The sequence below is a fragment of the Lysobacter sp. H23M47 genome, assembly GCF_015209765.1.
GTDB lineage: Bacteria > Pseudomonadota > Gammaproteobacteria > Xanthomonadales > Xanthomonadaceae > Novilysobacter > Novilysobacter avium.
The window spans coordinates 957,945-977,013 of record NZ_CP063658.1 but is presented as its reverse complement, the minus strand read 5'-3'; the positions used below and the strand labels follow the sequence as shown (position 1 = coordinate 977,013).

18 protein-coding genes are annotated in these 19,069 nt (G+C 66.5%); 15 read left to right on the top strand and 3 right to left on the bottom strand.

The window, feature by feature from the left end; genetic code table 11:
• Positions 1-81: 81 nt before the first annotated feature.
• Positions 82-573 (bottom strand): SET domain-containing protein-lysine N-methyltransferase, encoded by a 492-nt coding sequence (locus INQ43_RS04430; RefSeq protein ID WP_194035272.1) that lies wholly within the window; start codon positions 571-573, stop codon positions 82-84.
• 180 nt (positions 574-753) lie between these two features.
• On the opposite strand from INQ43_RS04430, the gene INQ43_RS04425 reads away from it, so the two are divergent.
• The 15 genes from INQ43_RS04425 to INQ43_RS04355 all read left to right on the top strand — a co-directional run bounded on the left by INQ43_RS04425 (position 754) and on the right by INQ43_RS04355 (position 17,723).
• The gene (locus INQ43_RS04425) at positions 754-1,218 is read left to right on the top strand and encodes an SUF system Fe-S cluster assembly regulator (protein ID WP_194037223.1); all 465 of its coding nucleotides are present in this window, start codon (positions 754-756) and stop codon (positions 1,216-1,218) included.
• Positions 1,219-1,264: 46 nt separating this feature from the next.
• Positions 1,265-2,755, top strand: a complete 1,491-nt coding sequence (gene sufB, locus INQ43_RS04420; protein ID WP_194037222.1) for a Fe-S cluster assembly protein SufB — start codon at positions 1,265-1,267, stop codon at positions 2,753-2,755.
• Positions 2,756-2,832: 77 nt separating this feature from the next.
• Positions 2,833-3,609, top strand: coding sequence for a Fe-S cluster assembly ATPase SufC (gene sufC / locus INQ43_RS04415; protein ID WP_194037221.1), 777 nt, complete (start codon positions 2,833-2,835; stop codon positions 3,607-3,609).
• A complete protein-coding gene (gene sufD, locus INQ43_RS04410) occupies positions 3,609-4,901 on the top strand; it encodes a Fe-S cluster assembly protein SufD (RefSeq protein WP_194037220.1) in 1,293 nt (430 codons plus the stop codon). The genes sufC and sufD overlap by 1 nt, the downstream gene beginning before the upstream one ends.
• Positions 4,898-6,175: a cysteine desulfurase gene (locus INQ43_RS04405; protein ID WP_194037219.1), complete on the top strand. Its 1,278-nt coding sequence runs from the start codon at positions 4,898-4,900 to the stop codon at positions 6,173-6,175. Before sufD ends, INQ43_RS04405 begins: the two co-directional genes overlap by 4 nt.
• Positions 6,172-6,771 (top strand): GNAT family N-acetyltransferase, encoded by a 600-nt coding sequence (locus INQ43_RS04400; protein WP_194037218.1) that lies wholly within the window; start codon positions 6,172-6,174, stop codon positions 6,769-6,771. The genes INQ43_RS04405 and INQ43_RS04400 overlap by 4 nt, the downstream gene beginning before the upstream one ends.
• The gene (locus tag INQ43_RS04395) at positions 6,764-7,084 is read left to right on the top strand and encodes a non-heme iron oxygenase ferredoxin subunit (RefSeq protein WP_194037217.1); all 321 of its coding nucleotides are present in this window, start codon (positions 6,764-6,766) and stop codon (positions 7,082-7,084) included. Before INQ43_RS04400 ends, INQ43_RS04395 begins: the two co-directional genes overlap by 8 nt.
• A 251-nt stretch (positions 7,085-7,335) precedes the next feature.
• The gene (locus INQ43_RS04390; protein ID WP_194037216.1) at positions 7,336-9,663 is read left to right on the top strand and encodes a catecholate siderophore receptor Fiu; all 2,328 of its coding nucleotides are present in this window, start codon (positions 7,336-7,338) and stop codon (positions 9,661-9,663) included.
• A 12-nt stretch (positions 9,664-9,675) separates the two neighbouring features.
• On the top strand, positions 9,676-10,368 hold the full coding sequence (locus INQ43_RS04385) for a Fe2+-dependent dioxygenase (protein WP_194037215.1): 693 nt from the start codon (positions 9,676-9,678) through the stop codon (positions 10,366-10,368).
• 217 nt (positions 10,369-10,585) lie between these two features.
• On the top strand, positions 10,586-12,775 hold the full coding sequence (locus INQ43_RS04380; protein WP_194037214.1) for a TonB-dependent receptor: 2,190 nt from the start codon (positions 10,586-10,588) through the stop codon (positions 12,773-12,775).
• 93 nt (positions 12,776-12,868) lie between these two features.
• Positions 12,869-13,507: a PepSY-associated TM helix domain-containing protein gene (locus INQ43_RS04375; RefSeq protein WP_194037565.1), complete on the top strand. Its 639-nt coding sequence runs from the start codon at positions 12,869-12,871 to the stop codon at positions 13,505-13,507.
• Between the two features lie 55 nt (positions 13,508-13,562).
• A complete protein-coding gene (locus tag INQ43_RS04370) occupies positions 13,563-14,081 on the top strand; it encodes a DUF2271 domain-containing protein (RefSeq protein ID WP_228062664.1) in 519 nt (172 codons plus the stop codon).
• A 44-nt stretch (positions 14,082-14,125) separates the two neighbouring features.
• Positions 14,126-14,938 carry a DUF4198 domain-containing protein gene (locus INQ43_RS04365; protein WP_194037213.1) on the top strand — a complete coding sequence of 271 codons (813 nt, stop codon included), beginning with the start codon at positions 14,126-14,128 and terminating at the stop codon, positions 14,936-14,938.
• A 152-nt stretch (positions 14,939-15,090) separates the two neighbouring features.
• A complete protein-coding gene (locus INQ43_RS04360; RefSeq protein WP_228062617.1) occupies positions 15,091-16,029 on the top strand; it encodes an FAD:protein FMN transferase in 939 nt (312 codons plus the stop codon).
• A gap of 53 nt (positions 16,030-16,082) precedes the next feature.
• Entirely contained in the window at positions 16,083-17,723 is a 1,641-nt protein-coding gene (locus INQ43_RS04355; protein WP_228062616.1) for a sulfite reductase flavoprotein subunit alpha, read from the top strand.
• Here the strand turns inward: INQ43_RS04355 and INQ43_RS04350 are convergent.
• The gene (locus INQ43_RS04350) at positions 17,673-18,347 is read right to left on the bottom strand and encodes a HutD family protein (protein ID WP_194037562.1); all 675 of its coding nucleotides are present in this window, start codon (positions 18,345-18,347) and stop codon (positions 17,673-17,675) included. The genes INQ43_RS04355 and INQ43_RS04350 overlap by 51 nt on opposite strands.
• A gap of 196 nt (positions 18,348-18,543) precedes the next feature.
• Positions 18,544-18,849 carry a ComEA family DNA-binding protein gene (locus tag INQ43_RS04345; RefSeq protein ID WP_194035258.1) on the bottom strand — a complete coding sequence of 102 codons (306 nt, stop codon included), beginning with the start codon at positions 18,847-18,849 and terminating at the stop codon, positions 18,544-18,546.
• Positions 18,850-19,069: the final 220 nt, after the last annotated feature.

Below are 19,069 nucleotides of genomic sequence, written 5' to 3'. Positions count from 1 at the left end.
CCGTCGATCTTAACCAGTCAGCGCCCGCCTCACGCGTGCCGGTGGGGTGCACCTATGTCCAATTGCACCGCCGCTGGGCCGTCAGCTTTTGCGCTTGCCGCGCGGCTTGGACTTGGGCTGCAGGATCGTCCCGGTGCAGGTATCGGCGCCGCAGTAGCAGGCCCATATCCGCTTCATCCTGGGCGTATGCGCCTCGGCCAGGGTGATGCCGTAGTTGTAGACCAGTTCGTCGCCCGGCTCGATGTCGCTGATCGCCTCGATGAACACGCGATCCAGGCTGCGGTCATCGCCTTCGTGCTCGACCAGCAGCGCCTCGCAGTTGGGTTCGCAGCTGTGGTTGATCCAGCGCGCCACCCCGCCCTTGAAGTTGCCGTCGATCACGTACTCGTCGTTGAGGGTGAAAAAGAACGTGTGCCCGGACGACGCATCGCCGCTGTCGCCGGCATCGACGTCTGCGTGGGTGCGGCGCGTACCGGTGTATTCCACGATCCGCTCGCCCTTGGCGATCGGTGCGACGGCGAACACCCCAGTGCCGTGGATGGCGGAATGGCGGGCGATGATCTTGCGCGGCATGCAAGGCTTCCAGCGGGAGACAGTTGCGTATTGTGGCCCAGCTGCCCCTGCACGCCATAGCTGGAACGACGCCCGGTGGAAGGCTGGTGCGGATTCGGGCGTCCGAACGCCGCCATCGTCAATGCGCTTGGAAGCCCGATCAACAATCCGTACAATAACGGTACTGATTAAGGAGAACCCATGTTGCGGGTCACCAAACTCACCGATTACGCGACCGTGGTGCTGACCGTGCTCGCGGCGAATCCGTCGCTGGTGCTCAGTGCGCCGGAGCTGGCGGAGCGTGCCGGACTGGAGACCCCGACCGTCAGCAAACTCCTCAAGCCGTTGGCCCAGGCGGGATTGGTGGAAGGCTTCCGCGGCGCCAATGGCGGCTATCGCCTGACCCGCGCGCCGGAATCCATCAGCCTGGTCGAAATCGTCGAGGCGATGGAAGGCCCGCTCGCGATGACCGAGTGCAGCATCCACGAAGGCAACTGCGGCATCCAGGACTCCTGCCACGTACGTGCAAATTGGCGCCACATCAACGATGTGGTCGCCGACGCGCTGCGCTCGGTCAGCTTGGCGCAGATGCTGGTTCCACCGCGTCCCGCCAGTGTCGCGGCTCCCGGTCCCAGGCGCATTGACGTGCGACTGGCCAACCTCTGAACCCCGAATTCGACACACCCGTATCTGAACACAGGACAGGCAGCCAATGGCCACCCAGACAATCGACACTCCGACCGCACCGGCGCGACCGCCGGGCGAGGACACCAACCGCGAGATCCACGCGCAGCTTGGACGGACCTACGAAGCCGGTTTCATCACCGACATCGAGACGACCAGCCTGCCGCCGGGCCTGAACGAGGACATCATCCGCCAGCTTTCCGCGATCAAGGAAGAGCCCGAGTGGATGACACAGTGGCGCCTGGAAGCCTACCGCCACTGGCTGACGATGCCGATGCCCGACTGGGCCAAGCTCGACATCGCGCCGATCGACCTGCAGGCGTTGAGCTACTACTCCGCGCCCAAGGGCCCCAAGTACAAGTCGCTGGACGAGGTGCCGCAGGAACTGATCGATACCTATGACAAGCTCGGCATTCCGCTGCACGAGCGCGCCAAGCTGGCTGGCGTGGCGGTCGACGTGGTGTTCGACTCCGTCTCGGTGGGCACCACGGTGCACAAGGAGCTGACCGAGAAGGGCATCATCTTCTGCTCGATGTCGGAGGCGATCCAGAACCACCCCGAGCTGGTGCGCAAGTACATCGGCAGCGTGGTTCCGCCGGGCGACAACTACTTTGCCGCGCTGAATTCGGCGGTCTTCTCCGATGGCAGCTTCGTGTTCATCCCGGCCGGCGTTAAGTGCCCGATGGAGCTGAGCACCTACTTCCGCATCAACGCCGGCCATACCGGCCAGTTCGAGCGCACGCTGATCATCTGCGAGGACCGGGGCAAGGTCTCCTATCTGGAAGGCTGCACCGCGCCGATGCGCGACGAGAACCAACTGCACGCGGCGGTGGTCGAGCTGGTCGCGCTGGAGGAGTCCGACATCAAGTACTCCACCGTGCAGAACTGGTACCCGGGCGACGAGAACGGCGTTGGTGGCATCTACAACTTCGTGACCAAGCGCGGCGAGTGCCGCGGCGCGCGCAGCCGGATCCACTGGACCCAGGTCGAGACCGGCTCGGCGATCACCTGGAAGTACCCGTCGTGCGTGCTGATCGGCGATGACTCCACCGGCGAGTTCCACTCCGTCGCCCTGACCCACCACCGCCAGCAGGCCGATACCGGCACCAAGATGATCCACATCGGCAAGCGCACCAAGTCGACGATCATCAGCAAGGGCATCAGCGCCGGCCGCGGCCAGAACACCTACCGCGGCCTGGTCAAGATGACCTCCAGCGCCGAAGGTGCGCGCAACTACACCCAGTGCGACTCGCTGTTGATCGGCAAGAAATGCGGCGCGCACACCTTCCCGTATATCGAGGTGCGCAACCCCACCGCGACCGTCGAGCACGAGGCAACCACCTCCAAGATCAGCGACGACCAGATGTATTACTGCCGCGCGCGCGGTATCGGCGAGGAAGACGCGGTGTCGATGATCGTCGACGGCTTCTGCAAGCAGGTCTTCCGCGAGTTGCCGATGGAGTTCGCGGTGGAGGCGAAGGCCTTGCTGGAAGTGAGCCTGGAAGGCGCAGTCGGCTGATTCCGACACCGCCTGCGACGGCAACCCCTGCCGGACCCGACATTTTTTCCCGCGCTGCGGGACACGAGAAAACCATCATGCTGAAAATTGAAAACCTCCACGTCTCCATCGGCGACAAGGAAATCCTCAAGGGCCTGGACCTGGAGCTGCAGCCGGGCAAGGTGCACGCGATCATGGGCCCCAACGGCTCGGGCAAGTCCACGCTGGGCAACGTCATCGCCGGCCGCGACGGCTATGACATCACCGCCGGCTCGGTGACCTTCATGGGGCAGGACCTGCTGATCATGGAGCCCGAGGAGCGTGCCGCACTGGGCGTGTTCCTGGCGTTCCAGTACCCGGTCGAGATCCCGGGCGTGAACAACACCTACTTCCTGCGCACGGCCTTGAATGCCCAGCGCAAGGCGCGTGGGGAGACCGAAATCGACTCGATGCAGTTCCTCAAACTGGTGCGCGAGAAGCTCGCCGTGCTGCACCTGAAGGACGAACTGCTGCATCGCGGCGTCAACGAGGGCTTCTCCGGCGGCGAGAAGAAGCGCAACGAGATCTTCCAGCTGGCGCTGCTGGAGCCGAAGCTGGCGATCCTCGACGAGACCGATTCGGGCCTCGACATCGACGCCCTGAAGACGGTGGCCGAAGGCGTCAACGCGCTGCGCTCGCCGGACCGGATGTTCCTGGTGATCACCCACTACCAGCGGCTGCTGGACTACATCAAGCCCGACGTGGTGCACGTGCTGGCCAACGGCCGGATCGTGGAATCCGGCGGGCCGGAACTGGCGCTGCAGCTGGAAGAGCACGGTTACGAGTGGATCAAGGGACGCATCGCCCCTGACGACGCACCGGAGGCGGTGGCCTGATGAGCGCATTGCTGGATTCGCTGGCGGCCCCTTTCGACACCCTGCCGTCGCGCGACGCCGCCGGCCTCGGCGGGGCGCGACGTGCGGCGCTCGACGCCGCGATGCGTGATGGTCTGCCGCACGCCCGTGTGGAGGCGTGGAAGTACACGCCACTGCGCGCGCTTGAGCGGCGGACGTTCGAGTCTGTCGACGTGGCTCCCGCGATCGATCCTGCGCTGCTTGAGGCGATCCCCTCGCCGCGCATCGTGTTCGTCAACGGTCGCTACCACGAGGCCGGCTCCGACATCGCAGGGCTGCCCGCGGGTGTCACCCTGCAGCGTCTGTCCGAGGTGCTTGACGAAGGTGAAGCCGACGCCGCAGGCTTCATGCAGCGCAGCTACGATCGCAGCGACGAAGTGTTCGCCCGGCTCAATGCGGCGCTCGCCGCCGAGGGCGTGGTCCTGCGGGTGGAGGCCAACGAGCAGCCAGCCCAGGCGGTTCATCTGGTCTTCGTCGGCACCGGCGATGACAGCGACCAGGCCTGGCACCTGCGTCACCTGATCGAGCTTGGCGAGGGCGCGCGCCTGAACGTGGTCGAGCACCAGCTGATGGCCGGCGAGCATCGCCACTTCGCCAACTCAATCCTGCAGGTCCAACTGGGCAAGGGTGCCCACCTGTCGCACGCGCGCCTCCAGGACGAGTCGGCCGGCGCGACCCTGATCCACCGCACCGATGCCGTCGTGGGCGAGGACGCCGAGTACCGCCGCATCGACCTGGAACTGGGTGCCGGCCTGTCGCGCCACGAGCTCAACGTGGTGCTGCTGGGCCAGCGCTCGCACGTTCACGCCAACGGCGTGTTGCAGGCCGACGGCAAGCGCCATCTGGACACCCGTCTGGGAATTGATCATGCAGGCCGCGACAGCACATGCGAACTGGTCTGGCGCGGCATCGGCTCGGGGCGCTCGCGCGTGGTCTTCCACGGCGGAATCCAGATCCGCCAGGGCGCGGATGGTAGCGATGCCATGCTGTCCAACAAGAACCTGCTACTCAGCGAGGGCGCGGAGATCGACACCCAACCGGTGCTGGTCATCCACGCCGACGAGGTCCAGGCCGCCCATGGCGCCACGGTGGGCCAGCTGGACCCAACCGCGATGTTCTACCTGCGCAGCAGGGGCCTGCCGTCCGAGCAGGCGCGGCAGATCCTGACCGCCGCGTTCTGCCGCGAAACCCTGTCCGTGCTGGAGGACACCGGCATGCGCGATGCGGCGCTGGCCCGACTCGACCACGCGCTCGAACGGTCCATTCCGGCATGACCGCCGCGGCCTCAGGCACGGCGCCACAGCCACCCACGACGCATGCAGCCGGTTCGGGTGCGGTCGACTGGGCGAGGATCCGCGCCGACTTCCCGCTGCTGACCCGCCAGGTCCACGGCAAGCCGCTGGTGTACCTGGATTCGGCCAACACCGGCCAGAAGCCGGCGGCGGTGATCGAGGCGGTCGACGACTTCTACCGCCACCACAACGCCAACGTCAGCCGGGCGGTGCATGCGCTCGGCTCGGAGGCCACCGAAGCCTACGAGGGGGCCCGCCGCAAGCTGGCCCGCTTCCTCAACGTGCGCAGCGACGAGCTGGTGCTGTGCAGCGGGACCACCTTCGCGATCAACCTGGTCGCCTACAGCTGGGCCTTGCCGCGGCTGCAACCGGGCGATGCCATCGTGCTGACGCGGATGGAGCACCACGCCAACATCGTGCCGTGGCAGTTGGTCGCCGAGCGCACCGGCGCCGTGCTCAAGGTCGCCAACCTGGACGAGCGCGGTGACCTGGACCTGGAGCATCTGTATTCGCTGCTGACACCCGAGGTGAAGCTGCTCGCCTTCACCCACGTCTCCAACGTGCTCGGGACGGTCAACCCGGTGCGCGAGATCTGCAGGCAGGCGCGCAAGCGCGGCATCACGACGCTCGTGGACGGCTCCCAGGCCGCGCCGCATCTGGCGCTTGACGTCGCTGCGCTGGGTTGCGACTTCTACGCCCTCACCGGCCACAAGATGGCCGGCCCAACCGGCACCGGCGTGCTGTGGGCGCGCCCCGAGCACCTGAAGGCCATGCCGCCCTTCCTCGGCGGCGGCGAGATGATCCGCGAGGTCAGCTTCGAGGGCACCGTGTTCAACGATGCGCCACACAAGTTCGAGGCGGGCACCCCCAATATCGCCGGCTTCGTCGGACTCGGCGCCGCGGTGGATTACCTGGATTCGATCGGGATGGACAACATCGCGGCACGCGAACAGGCACTGCTCGATTACGCCACCGCCGCGCTGGAAAAAGTGCCGGGCGTCCGGATCTTCGGCAAGGCACGCGAGAAGGCCGCGGTGATCAGCTTCCTGGTCGAAGGCGCCCACGCCCACGATCTGGCCACATTGCTGGACCTGGAAGGCGTCGCCGTGCGCTCGGGACACCACTGCGCGCACCCGCTGATGCACCACTTCGGCGTTCCGGCCACCTGCCGGGCATCGTTTGCGTTCTACAACACCTTCGAGGAGATCGACGTCTTCGTTGCCGCGCTGGGCAAGGTGAGAAACCTGCTGGCATGAGCACAGCCGCCCTGCACTTCCGCGCGGCGACGGCTGCCGACCTCGACCGGTTGCTGGCGCTGGTCCAGTCGGCCTACCGCGGCGAATCCAGTCGCACCGGTTGGACCACCGAGGCTGACCTGCTGGACGGCCAGCGCACCGACGTCGCCGACCTTCAGGCCTGCCTGGCCCGCAGCGACAGCATGCTGCTGGTGGCCGAGAGGCAGGGCGACGTCGCCACCGACCCGACCGGTATCGTCGCCTGCGCGTATATCGCTCCCGATGATGACAACCCCTCTGAAGCCGCACAGTTCGGCATGTTCGCGGTTCGGCCGCAGTTGCAGGGCAGCGGTGTCGGCAAGGCCGTGATCGAAGCGGCAGAGCGCCTCGTCCGCGACGAATGGCAGCTGCCGCTGATGCGCATGAGCGTGATCGACGTGCGCGAGGAACTGATCGGCTTCTATGAGCGTCGCGGCTACCGGCGCACCGGTATCTACAAGCCGTTTCCCTACGGCGACGAGCGCTTTGGCCTTCCCCGCCGCGCGGACCTGCGTTTCGAAATCCTGGAGAAGCGCCTTCGCGCTGCGCCCAACACGGAGGCGCCCGGCAATGAGTGAATGGACCCTGGTCTGCAGCACCGCCGAGCTGCTTCCCGGCGAATCCACCGTCGCCTGGGACGGCGACACGCCGATCATGGTGGTCAACTTTGATGGCACGTTCTACGCATTTGAAGACAAGTGCTCGCATGAAGACTTCGAGCTCTCGGCCGGCCGTTTCGATGGCGAGACGGCGACCGTGGAATGCGTTCTCCACGGCGCGAAGTTCGATGTACGCGACGGCAGCGCCCTGTGTGCGCCTGCTTACGAGCCGGTGGTGAATTTCCCGGTCAAGGTCGAAGACGACAAGGTCTGGACCCGCGACGACCGCTGAGTCGGCGCCAAGGTTCGCCGTTCGACAAACGCTCGCCAAGCGCCGACCCATCATCGCGTTTCGACTTTCGCTATTGCGAACGATTCTCGATTGCGTTTACCATTGCGCCGTTCCTGCAGCGGTGCGCGACCGGCCTTTAGGTCGGCGGGTCCCCCGATCCGGTGCCTCCGCGGGGCTCCCCTTCAATCAAACCAGAGTGGCGATGCGCCCACGAGGTCGCGTCACGCCTGGCTCCCCATTCAGGCACCCGAATGTCCCCGATCACCAGTCGCAAGCACGCCGTATCACTCCGCAAACCGGGCTCGACCCAACACTCCAGCCTGTCGGTCTCGCTGCTCACCGGGCTCGTGCTCGCCGCACCGCTGGCCGCAACGGCCCAGTCGAACGGTGGCCCTGCCGCCGACGCCAAGGATTTCGAGACGGTCCACGTCGAGGGCAAGCGCGGCAAGGTCTATTCCTCGGGCCAACTGTCCTCGCCGAAGTTCAGCCAGCCGCTGCTGGACACCACCCAGACCATCAACGTGATCGGCAGCGACCTCTTCAACGAGCAGGGTGCGACCAACCTCACCGAAGCGCTCCGCAACAGCCCCGGCGTCGGCACGTTCTACGCGGGCGAGAACGGCAACACGACGACCGGCGATGCGATCTACCTGCGCGGTTTTGACACCTCCGGCAGCATTTTTGTAGACGGTGTGCGTGATCTCGGATCGATCTCGCGCGACGTGTTCAACATCGAACAGATCGAGGTGGCCAAGGGACCCGCGGGCACCGACAACGGCCGCACCGCCCCGACCGGCGCGATCAACCTGGTCAGCAAGCAGGCCCACGGCCACGACCGTACCTCGGTCAGTGCGTCCTACGGCAGCGCCGACCAGAAGCGCGTCACCGCGGACTGGAACCAGACCCTGGGCGGCACGAGCGCGCTGCGCCTGAACCTGATGGCGCAGGACAGCGGCGTTCCCGGTCGCGACACGATTGAGAACAAGCGCTGGGCGATCGCTCCATCGCTGGCTTTCGGCCTGGGCACCCCGACGCGCACCACCCTGAATCTGCTGCACGTCCAGCAGGACAACCTTCCCGACGGCGGCGTGCCAACGATCGGTCTGCCCGGCTACAGCTCGCCCGATCCGAGCCGTCCGCAGCTCGGCGATGCCGACCCGGTCGCGTCCAGCAACTTCTACGGCACGCTGTCAGACTACGACGACGTCACCGCCGACATGGCGACGCTGCGCATCGAGCACGACCTGTCCGAGGCGACGCAACTCATCAACACCACCCGCTGGGGCAGCACCAAGCAGGACTACCTGCTGACGGCGTTCATGGGTTCGGCCGCCAATCTGGTCACGCCGGACCTTGATGACCCGTCGGGCTGGACCGTGGCGCGCTCGCTGCCGACGTTCAAGAACCAGCGCAACACGATCATGACCAACCAGACCGCGCTGGCGACCCGGTTCGACGCCGGCGGCTTGCGGCACGACCTCAGCGCCGGGATTGAGCTGACCCGCGAAGAGCTCGACACCTACGGCATGCGTGCTGTGACTGGCACGGCGTGGCCGGCAGTCAACCTGTATCGACCGAACCCCGACGTGACCGGCCTGCAGTGGGAGCGCAGCGGCGCCCGCGGCGAGGGTCGCACCGACACCGTGGCGGCGTACGTGTTCGACACCATTGCATTCAACGAGCAATGGCAGCTCAACGGCGGTGTGCGCGCCGACCGTTACAAGACGCAATTCCAGAGCACCGTGCCCTGCGGTGGTCGTCGCGGCCCGGATTGCGGACTGCTCGATGAAGGCTCCATCGTGCCCGGGGTGGATGCGCGCATCTCCGACACGCTGCTGAACTGGAAGCTCGGTGCGCTCTACAAACCGGTGGCCAACGGCAGCTTCTACGCCAACTACGCGGTCGCCCAGCAACCGCCCGGCGGTGGGAGCCTGGAATTGAGCGACGCGGAGCGCAGTCCAGACAACCCGGCACTCGACCCGCAAAAAGCCCGCACTGCCGAGATCGGCACCAAGTGGAACGTTCTCGACCAGCGCCTGATGCTGACGGCCGCGCTCTACGACACCCGCATCAGCAACGAGCTCATCCGCGATCCGGTCGATCAACAGTACTACCAGACCGGTCGCAAGCGGGTCCGCGGCGTGGAGCTCAGCGCGGTTGGCCAGGTGACCGATGCGTGGTCGGTGTCGACCGGGTTCACCGTGATGGACACCGACGTGCTGTCTGGTCCGGCGGTAAGCACTGACGGATCCACCGACCTGACCTACACGCCCAAGCGCGCATTCACCGCATGGTCGACCTACGATTTCCCCAACGGGCTGACCATCGGCGGCGGCGCGCGCTACTCCGGCGAGCTCAAGCGCGGCGTGGACGGCGCGGTGGGCACCCCGGCGTACACCAAGGATTACTGGGTGGTCGACGCCGTCGCCAGCTATGCCGTATCGCCCAATCTGGATCTGCGCCTGAACCTGTACAACCTGCTGGACAAGGACTATGTGGCCGCGATCAACAAGAGCGGCTACCGCTACACCCCCGGCACGCCGCGCTCGATGATGTTCACCGTCAACTACGACTTCTGATCGGAGCCCGCGATGCTGTTGCATGTCCCCGGCGTACTGGACGACGCGTCCCTGTCCCGGATCCGCGCGACGCTGGAAAGCGCCGCCTGGACCGATGGTCGCGAGACCGTCGGCCCCCAGGGCGCCGGGGTCAAGCGCAACCTGCAGTTGCCTGATGGCTCGCCGGTGCGCCACGAGTTGGGGCAGCTCGTCACTGCCGCACTCGCCGCCAGCCCGCTGTATTTCGCCGCCGCCCTGCCCCTGCGTGCGCTGCCGCCGCGTTTCAACTGCTACCAGGGCGGCGGCACCTACGGCCTCCACGTCGACGGCGCAGTGATGACCCCGGCCGCCCCGCCGGGGCAGGTCGCCGCGACGATGCGCACCGACATCTCCTGCACGCTGTTCCTGTCCGAACCCGACGAGTACGACGGCGGCCAGCTGGTGATCCACGACACCTATGGCACGCACGAAGTGAAGCTGCCCGCGGGTGACCTGATCCTGTATCCGTCGAGCAGCCTGCACATGGTCCAGCCGGTGACGCGGGGCGCCCGGCTGGCCGCCTTTTTCTGGATCCAGAGCCTGATCCGCAATGACGCCCAGCGCCGGATGCTGTTCGAGATGGATACCGCGATCCAGGCCCTGACCGCTTCGGGGGAGAATTCCGCCGCGCTGCTTCAGCTCACGGGGGTTTACCACAACCTGCTGCGGCTCTGGGCGGAAACCTGAGCCGAGCCGACGGCTGCGCGGCCGTGAGGCGAAGGGATGGCGCTCGCAGCGCTTGCAACTGAGAACCATTATCATCTACGATCGCCCTGTTCATGAAACAGCGGCGCCTTCGTTACCGCCCCACGCGCTGCAAATTTCACCACCTTTCCGCTAGCGCTCTCGCCGGCAAAAGTCGGCGGCTTCGCCTTGCACGTCCTATGGGAATCCCTTCCAGATCATGACCGCGCCCCGTCCGAACCGTTCCATCGCACCCCTTGCCCATCACCGTCGTGCCGGCCTTGGACTGGCGCTGCTGCTTGCCCTGTCGTCTCCGCTCATCGCCAGTGCAGCGGCCGGAGTGGCCGGCGACGCGGCCACGGCCGGTCCCACCGACCTGGATGCGGTTGTCGTCACCGCCGCCGGCTTCGAGCAGATGGTGCGCGAGGCGCCGGCCAGCATCACCGTGCTCACCCGCGAGGAACTGGTCCAGCAGCCCATCCACAGCCTGGCTGACGCGCTGGTCGCCGTGGAGGGCGTGGACATCGGGGTCGGCGTGGACAAGACCGGCGCGCCCCAGATCAGCCTGCGCGGCATGCCGTCCAGCTACACCCTGGTGCTGATCGATGGCCGCCGCCAGAACACTTCCGGTAACGTCGCGCCGAACAATTTTGGCAACACCGCGAACAACTTCATCCCGCCGATGTCGGCGATCGACCGCATCGAGGTGATCCGCGGCCCGATGTCGACCCTGTACGGATCGGATGCGATGGGCGGGGTGATCAACATCATCACCCGTAAGGTCGGCGCGGCGTGGGCAGGCTCGGTCGGGATGGAGACCACCCGTCAGGAGGATTCGTCCTTCGGCGACCTGTATGGCGCGAACTTTTTCGTTGACGGTCCCCTGGTCCAGGATCTGCTCGGCCTGTCGCTGCGTGGTGGCTGGTTCAAGCGCGACGCCTCCGACATCGCATACACGGACCTGACCGGCGGGGAGATCGTTCCCTGGATGGGCGCCAACCCGGTCAGCTACGACAGCCACAACGTGGGCGCGCGGCTGGCGCTGACGCCATCGGACGACCACGACCTGTGGCTGGACGTCACCAGCGGACGCCAGGAGTACGACAACAGCACCGGCCAGATGGGCACCCTGGGCAGCGGCGGATACGCTCCGAGCCTGCGCTTCACCCGCGACCAGGCCACCCTGGCGTGGGACGCGCGCTACGACTTGGGCGCACTTGAGAGCAGCCTGCAGCAAACCACCACCGAGACGATCGGGCGGCTGCTGCCGGCCGGCACGGCGGGCGCCGGCAGCCCGCGCGAGCTGGAAAACCGCAATCGCGTCTTCGACACCAAACTGGTTACCGACATCGGCAGCAACAAGCTGACCGTGGGTGGCCAGTACCTGGACGCAAGACTGGTCGACGGCGTGGCCAGCGACGGATTCGAGTTCCACCAGTGGGCGCTGTTCGCCGAAAACGAGTGGAGCGTCAACGACGCGCTGAATCTCACCGTCGGCGCGCGCCACGACGACCACAGCACCTTTGGCAGCCACCTCAGCCCCCGTGCGTACCTGGTCTGGAACGCCAACGCGAACTGGGTGGTGAAGGGCGGCTACAGCGAAGGCTACCGATCGCCTAACATCGAGGACCTGACCCCGGGCATCAAGGGCTTCGGCGGCCAGGGCACCATCCCGTTGATCGGCACCCCGACGCTCAAGCCGGAAACCAGCGCCACCACCGAGCTGGGCGTCTATTACGCGGCCGACAACGGCTTCAGCTCCAGCCTGACCGTGTTCAACAACGATTTCAGCGACAAGATCGCCAGCGGTACGCCGGTAGCCAACTGCGCATTCGGGCTCAGCCAGGCCGCCTACATCGCCGCGGACTTCTCCGGCTCAAGCTGCGTCGACGTGGGCTGGTTTCCGCGCTCGGCGACGTTGGGCCAGACCGTCAACATCGACAAGGCCGTGACCCGCGGAGCGGAATTCGCCATGCAGGTTCCGCTGGCCGAGGCATGGAAGCTGCAACTCAACTACACCCGCACCGACAGCGAGCAGAAAAGCGGCAGCGGCAGGGGCACGCCCTTGACCAACACGCCCAGGAACCTGCTCAACGGCAGCGTGAACTGGCAGGCGACCGACGCGCTGGCCCTGTACCTGCGCGGCGAGTACCGCAGCGCGCGCTACAGGGGTGCGGGCGCCGCGCAGGACCAGTTGGGCGACTACAAGCCCTACTCCCAGTTCCACCTGGGCGGGCGCTACCGGGTGACCGACGCGATCAGCCTCAACGCGGCGGTGTACAACCTGTTCGACAAGGACTTCGTCGACTACCTGCCGTATGACGACAACGGCACCGTGGCCTACGCCAACACCCGTAGCACCAGCGAGGCCGGCAGACGCTTGTGGCTGTCGGTGAACGTGGACTTCTGAGCGTGCGCATGAGGGCGGCCGAATGATCAATTGCGACTGATTCTCATCTGCAATATGATTGCCGATCGTGCCAATCCCGGTGACCGCGACTCCATGACCGCCACTGCCAAAACCACCAGCAGTGCCAGCTCCACCCGGGGCTGGTGGCTGAAGACGCTGCACCGATGGCACTGGATGAGCGCGGCCGTCAGCCTGGCGGCCTTGCTGGTGTTTTCGGCCACCGGCATCACCCTCAACCATGCTGCCCAGATCGAGGCGACCCCGCGCGTGGACACCCGCACCGACACGCTGCCGGCGAGTGTCCTGCGCAGCCTTTCGGGGGATTACACCGAGGGAGCGCCCCTGCCGGCCAGCGTCGTCGACTGGCTGGCAACGGAGATGAACGTCCTTGCCAAGGGCCGCAGCGCCGAGTGGGCGGACGACGAGGTGTATGTCTCCCTGCCCCGCCCGGGCGGCGATGCCTGGCTGGCGATCGACCGCGCCACCGGCGAGCTGGAATACGAACAGACCAGCCGCGGCGTCATCGCCTGGCTCAACGACCTGCACAAGGGCCGCAACACCGGCGCGGCCTGGCGCTGGTTCATCGACCTGTTCGCGGTGGCGTGCCTGCTGTTCGCCCTCACCGGCCTGTGGCTGCTGCACATGCATTCGCGCCAGCGCGGAAAAACCTGGCCGATGGTCGGCCTCGGCGTGGCGCTGCCGGCGCTGCTGATCATCCTTTTCATGCATTGACACCCAGAGGTCCTGCCCGATGCCGCACCGTCTCTTCAGCAAGCCACCTGCGCGCTTGCGTGCAATCGCCACAGCCGCGCTGTTCGCGATGCTGGTCCTGCCCGCCGCGTTGCCAGCCGCCGAGCTGGAGATCAGCGTCGAGATTCCACGCCTGAACGTGTCCGAGTACCACCGCCCGTACGTGGCCATGTGGCTGGAGCGGCCTGACCACAGCGTCGCCGCCAACCTGGCGGTCTGGTACGACGTCGAGATGAAAGCCGGCGAAGGCAGCAAGTGGTTGAAGGACATGCGCCAGTGGTGGCGCCGCAGCGGACGCTCCACGCCTATGCCAGTGGACGGGGTAAGCGGCGCGACGCGCCCGGCCGGACAGCACCAGCTGCGCTTCAACGACGCAAAAGGGCCGCTGAAGGGCCTGCCGCCCGGCAAGTACGAACTGGTCATCGAGGCCGCGCGGGAAGTCGGCGGCCGCGAAGTCGTCAGCGTGCCCATCACCTGGCCCGGCTCGTCCCCGCAGCAGTTGAAGGCCAAAGGCACTTCCGAGCTGGGTCAGGTGCGCGTCTCGATAACGCCCTGAGCCTGCGCCGGCCACATCCACACCGATCCCCAAAGGAATCCGCAATGAACCTCAAGCTCATCGGCATCGCCACTGCCCTCACGCTGTGCCTGGCGCCATCGGCTGCCTCCGCGCACAAGACCTGGCTGCACCCCTCCGCCACCGTGTTTTCCGACACCGGCGCGTGGATGACCGTCGACGCGGCGGTTTCCAACGACCTGTTCTATTTCAACCACGTGCCGCTGCGCCTGGACGGCCTGCAGGTCACCGCGCCCGACGGCAGTCGCTTGGCGCCGCAGAACAGCGCGACGGGCAAGTACCGCAGCGTGTTCGATCTCGAGCTGACCCAGCAAGGCACCTACAAGCTGGCGGTGGTCAACCACGGCATGTTCGCCCAGTACCAGCTGGACGGTGAGAACAAGCGCTGGCGCGGCACCCCTGCCGAGTTCAAGACCGGGATTCCGGCCGCCGCGACCGACGTTGAAGTGTCCGAGTCGCTCGGCAGCGTCGAGACCTTCGCCACCGTCGGCTCGCCGACCACAAGCGTGTTCAAGCCGTCTGGCAAGGGCATCGAGATGGTTCCGGTGACGCATCCCAATGACCTGTATGCCGGCGAGACGGCGACCTTCCAGCTGCTGCTCGACGGCAAGCCCGCCGCCGGGCTGGAGGTCGAGATCATCCCCGGCGCGAGCCGTTACCGCGATCAGCCCGAGGAGATCAAGGTGGTGACCGGTGCAGACGGCAACTTCCAGGTGAAGTGGCCGCACGCGGGCATGTACTGGCTGGAGACCACCAGCACCGACGAGCTGACCTCGCTCCCCGAGGCCAGCAAGCGGCGCCTGAGCTACGTCGCCACCCTTGAAGTGCTGCCGCAGTAGGCATGCGTCTCGCGACTGCCCTGTCAGCGTTGGTGCTCGCCTGCGGGATGCCTGTAGCCGCGTGTGCAAACGCGGCGCTGGCGTCGACGGCTTCAGCGACAGCAGCGGAGACGGCGACGGTCGCGCCGTCCGCGGCCCAGTCGATGCAAAGCATGAACGGGCTGACGATGGGCACGACGTGGTCGGTGAGGCTGCAGGCCGATGCGGCGGCGATCCCCGACCTTCAGCGCGGTGTGCAGACGCAACTCGACCTTGTGGTCGCGCAGATGAGCACCTGGGAGCCCGGTTCCGACCTGAGTCGTTTCAATCGCGCGGCGGCCGGCACCCGACAGCCGCTGCCGCCGGAAATGCGCCAGGTCATGGACGCCGCATTTGCACTGGCCCACGACACCGGCGGGGCGTTTGATCCGACTGTCGGCGCGCTGGTCAACCTGTGGGGTTTCGGGCCGGATGGGGAACGCAGGGCGCCTGATGCCGCATTGCTTGATCGGACCATGACACGCGTGGGCTGGCAACGCCTGAAGCTTGACCCCTCTGGCGTCATGACCCAGCCGGGCGACGCGTATGTTGATCTGTCAGGAATCGCCAAGGGCTACGCGGTCGACCAGGTCACGCGGTATCTGCTGGCGCAGGAAGTACCGGCTTTCCTGGTGGAGGTGGGCGGCGAACTGCGCAGCCACGGCCACAAGCCGGAGGGCACGCCGTGGCGGATTGCCGTGGAGCAGCCCACGTCGGCCGACTTCAACGAGCGCGCAGCGGCCGCGCAACCGGTGGTCGCGCTGGACGGCATGGCCATGGCGACCTCGGGGGACTACCGGCATTTTTTCGCTGAGAACGGGCGGCGTTACTCGCACACCATTGACCCCCGCAATGGCCAGCCGGTCTCGCATGGCCTGGCGTCGGTATCGGTACTGCACGCCGAGTGCATGCATGCCGACGCGCTGGCGACCGCGCTTACCGTGCTCGGTCCCGCGCAGGGCTGGGACTACGCCCGCCGCCGCAAGCTTGCCGCGTTCTTCGTATGGCACGACGGGGACGGCTTCAAGACGCGCATGACTCCGCAATTCCGCGCCGCGCTCGCTCAGCCATGAACAGCATTCCGACATCTGTCGCATCGTCTCGGGCACACCGTTACCGCCGATCGGTGAGCGCCGGCTCGCTCGGCAACGGTCTGCTGATCCTGGGCTTCGCCGCGATCGCCGCTGCGCTGGCGCGATGGCAGCTCGACACCTGGAGCGCGCCGGTGTGGCGCACATCCACGCTACTTGGCTCCGGCGCAGTAATTGCCGGATATGCGGGCTTCGTGCGTCTGCTTCGCGGGTCGCGACCTCGTCAAGCAGTGTCCTCGGCTGCCGTCGCGACGTTTGCGGAGGCCGCGGACGAGGCGCAATGGCTGGTGGTTCACGCCAGCCAGTTCGGACAGGCGGAATCGCTCGCCGAGCGGAGCGCTGTTTCGCTGCGGCAGGGGGGACAAACCGCCCGGCTGGCGAGTATTGAGGATCTGGACCTGCCAACCCTGCGAGCCGCGCGCAACGTTCTGTTCGTCGCCAGCACCACCGGCGAAGGCGACGCGCCCGACCCCGCTTTCAACTTCGTTCGCCAATGCATGGATCCCGGCGACGCACGGCTCGACCATCTGCGTTACGGCGTCCTGGCCCTTGGCGACAGCGACTACCAGCACTTCTGCGCGTTTGGCCACCACATTGATCGCTGGCTTCGCGGCGCCGGCGCCCAGCCGCTGTTTGACGTGGTCGAAGTGGACGACGGCGATCCCGGCGCCCTGCGCCACTGGCAGTACCTGTTGGGCCGGTTTTGCGGGGCAGCCGACCAGGTTGACTGGGAGCCGCCCACGTACGCACGCTGGTCATTGGACCAGCGTCGGCACCTCAACGACGGCAGCCCCGGCGCACCGGTATTCGATCTGCGCATGTCCCCCGAAAGCCCCGACCACCTGCGATGGCAGGCCGGTGACGTGGTCGAGATAGGCCCGCAGAACCCCGCCGACCACGTCCGCGACTGGCTTGCTGCCTGCGGCCTCGACGGCGATTTACCGGTCACCGCCGGCCCCAGGAACGCGCAGCGCCGCCTGCTTTTGGCCGAACTGCTCGCATCCAGCCGCTTGCCTTCGAAGGCCGACGTGCAGGGCAAGGACGCGCAGCAGGTCGCCGATGAGCTCCTTCCCCTGCCCCATCGCGCCTATTCCATCGCGTCCACCCCGGCCGAAGGCTGCCTGCGTTTGCTGGTGCGCCAGACCCGCGATGAGCGGGGCGCGCTCGGCCTCGGAAGTGGCTGGCTGACGACATACGCCGAAGCTCCGGGGGCGATCCATCTGCGCATCCGCCGCAACGCCAATTTTCACGCGCCGAACGACGCGTGCCCGCTGATCCTGATTGGCAACGGCACCGGCCTGGCAGGTCTGCGCGCACTGTTGCAGGAGCGGATCAACACCGGTCGACACAACAACTGGCTGCTGTTTGGCGAACGCAGCAGGGCACACGACTTCCACTACCGTGAGGACATCGAGTCGTGGCACCGCTCCGGGCAGATCGAACGGCTGGACATCGCGTTCTCGCGCGACACTGCGACACGACGCTACGTCCAGCACCTGCTCGCAGAGCGCGCCGAGGCCCTTCGGGAATGGCTGAACCGGGGCGCGTCCGTTTACGTCTGCGGCAGCCTGAAAGGCATGGCGCCCGCGGTGGACGCTGCACTGGTTTCCATCGCGGGCGAGCCGCTATGGCAAGCCATCCTCGCCGAGGGTCGATACCGGCGGGACGTCTACTGAGCCACTCGCGCACCCGATTACATGGCCGTCCCGCGCACCGGACGCCGCCGGGGTGATGCGTGCTACCAAGGCCTCGCCGCCGCCCTCGAGGGCATAACGCGCCCGCTCGTCCACGTTGGAACGGAGCACAGCCGTGTCGCCGCCCGACAAGCCGGTGAGTCCGCTGCCCCCCGAGAACAGGGCCTGTCCGGCCAGCAGATGCAGCAGCCATGTGTCTCCCACCTCGGCAAACAGCACCATCGACCCCACCAGCGGACGATGCCAGACTCGTAGGCCGACCCGGTCGCGTCGCCACATCAGATTGCACACCTGCACCGGTCCGTCGCGAAGCGCGGCACGCACTACCCGCTCACCTTCGAAGCGATGCCGCCCGTGCGGCGGCTCCAGCCCCTCGCGCGCTCCGTCATCGAAACACAGGTCGACACCTTTCCCCGACAGCAGGCATATTTCCCGGTCGACGCCGGGAAAACGCGAGAACGCGGCGTCGGCATCGACTTCCGCGATCGACATGCGCCACGCCCAGTCCGACTCACCTCCAGCCCGACTGATTTCCCTTGTCCAGCCCAGGCCGTTGCGCCAGCGCTCGCGGCGGTAATCGGCGGCTGGAATGACATGCGGATTCATGGCGCGAAGATCGAGGCGGAACGACAGTCTGCCATCTGCGCGGGTTCCGTCGTTGCCAAAGCAGTGCCACCCGCTGCAGATCCCTCTGCAGCGGGTGGCGTACATCCCTGTCCAGGGTTCTCCCCTGAGCGTGGGCAGTCCTTGCCCACGACTCCACCTGTTTCGACATCCCGGTGTCTACGCAGGTGGTGTGTAGTCAGCGCTGGGCTATGTTCCCGGGTGTCTTGCCGGCAGCAGAGAGCGCAATGCGGTCGCGGTTCTTTTCGATGGTCGCCAGGCCGATACCCTTGACCATGGCCAGCTGTTCGACGCTGCGGAACGCGCCGTTGGCTTCGCGGTATTCCACGATTGCCTGTGCCTTGGCCGGACCGATGTTGGTCAGCACCTGGGCGATTTCCGCTGCCTCGGCGGTGTTGATGTTCACCGTCTCCTGCGCCCAGGCGATGCCGGTAAGCAGGATCGACAGCACCAGCGTTTTTGCAATCATCAGCAGTGACTTCATGACCTGACTCCTGTTGGTGGTGTGTGGGGTTCCATCCCCGAAGGCACGTGATCGGTGCCGGTGGATGAACTTTGACCCAGCGCCCTATCTGGGAGAATCAACCAAGTCGTCAGGCACGCGTAGGAACACAACCCGTCATGGGGTAGGGAAATTCCGACGCGAGCGCCGGCGGTACAATGGCTCCCCCTACAGATTCGGGTGCCCAACATGGATGCCAACC